1 pseudogene is annotated in these 266 nt (G+C 60.9%); it reads left to right on the forward strand.

Annotation, left to right across the window (positions count from 1 at the left end):
* Positions 1-266 (forward strand): annotated as a pseudogene (locus tag R0J87_RS21170) (Zn-dependent hydrolase); the annotation flags it as partial.

The raw sequence follows: 266 nt of genomic DNA on the forward strand, positions 1-266 counted from the left end.
GTGCTGCGCACGCTGGCCGATGCAAACGTCACAACGCTCGCGCCGATCGAGGTCGCGGTCTGGACCAACGAGGAAGGTTCGCGCTTCGTTCCCGTGATGATGGGCTCAGGCGTGTTTGCAGGCGCTTTCACGCTCGAACATGCGCTTGCGCAGCAGGATCGGGACGGCGTGTCCGTGCGCGACGCACTGACAGCAATCGGCTACGTTGGCGAAAACACGAAACCGCATACTGTTGGTGCGCATTTCGAAGCACATATTGAGCAGGG

Origin of the sequence: Halomonas sp. SIMBA_159 (assembly GCF_046536035.1) — a bacterium.
Taxonomy (GTDB): Bacteria; Pseudomonadota; Gammaproteobacteria; order Pseudomonadales; family Halomonadaceae; genus Vreelandella; species Vreelandella venusta_A.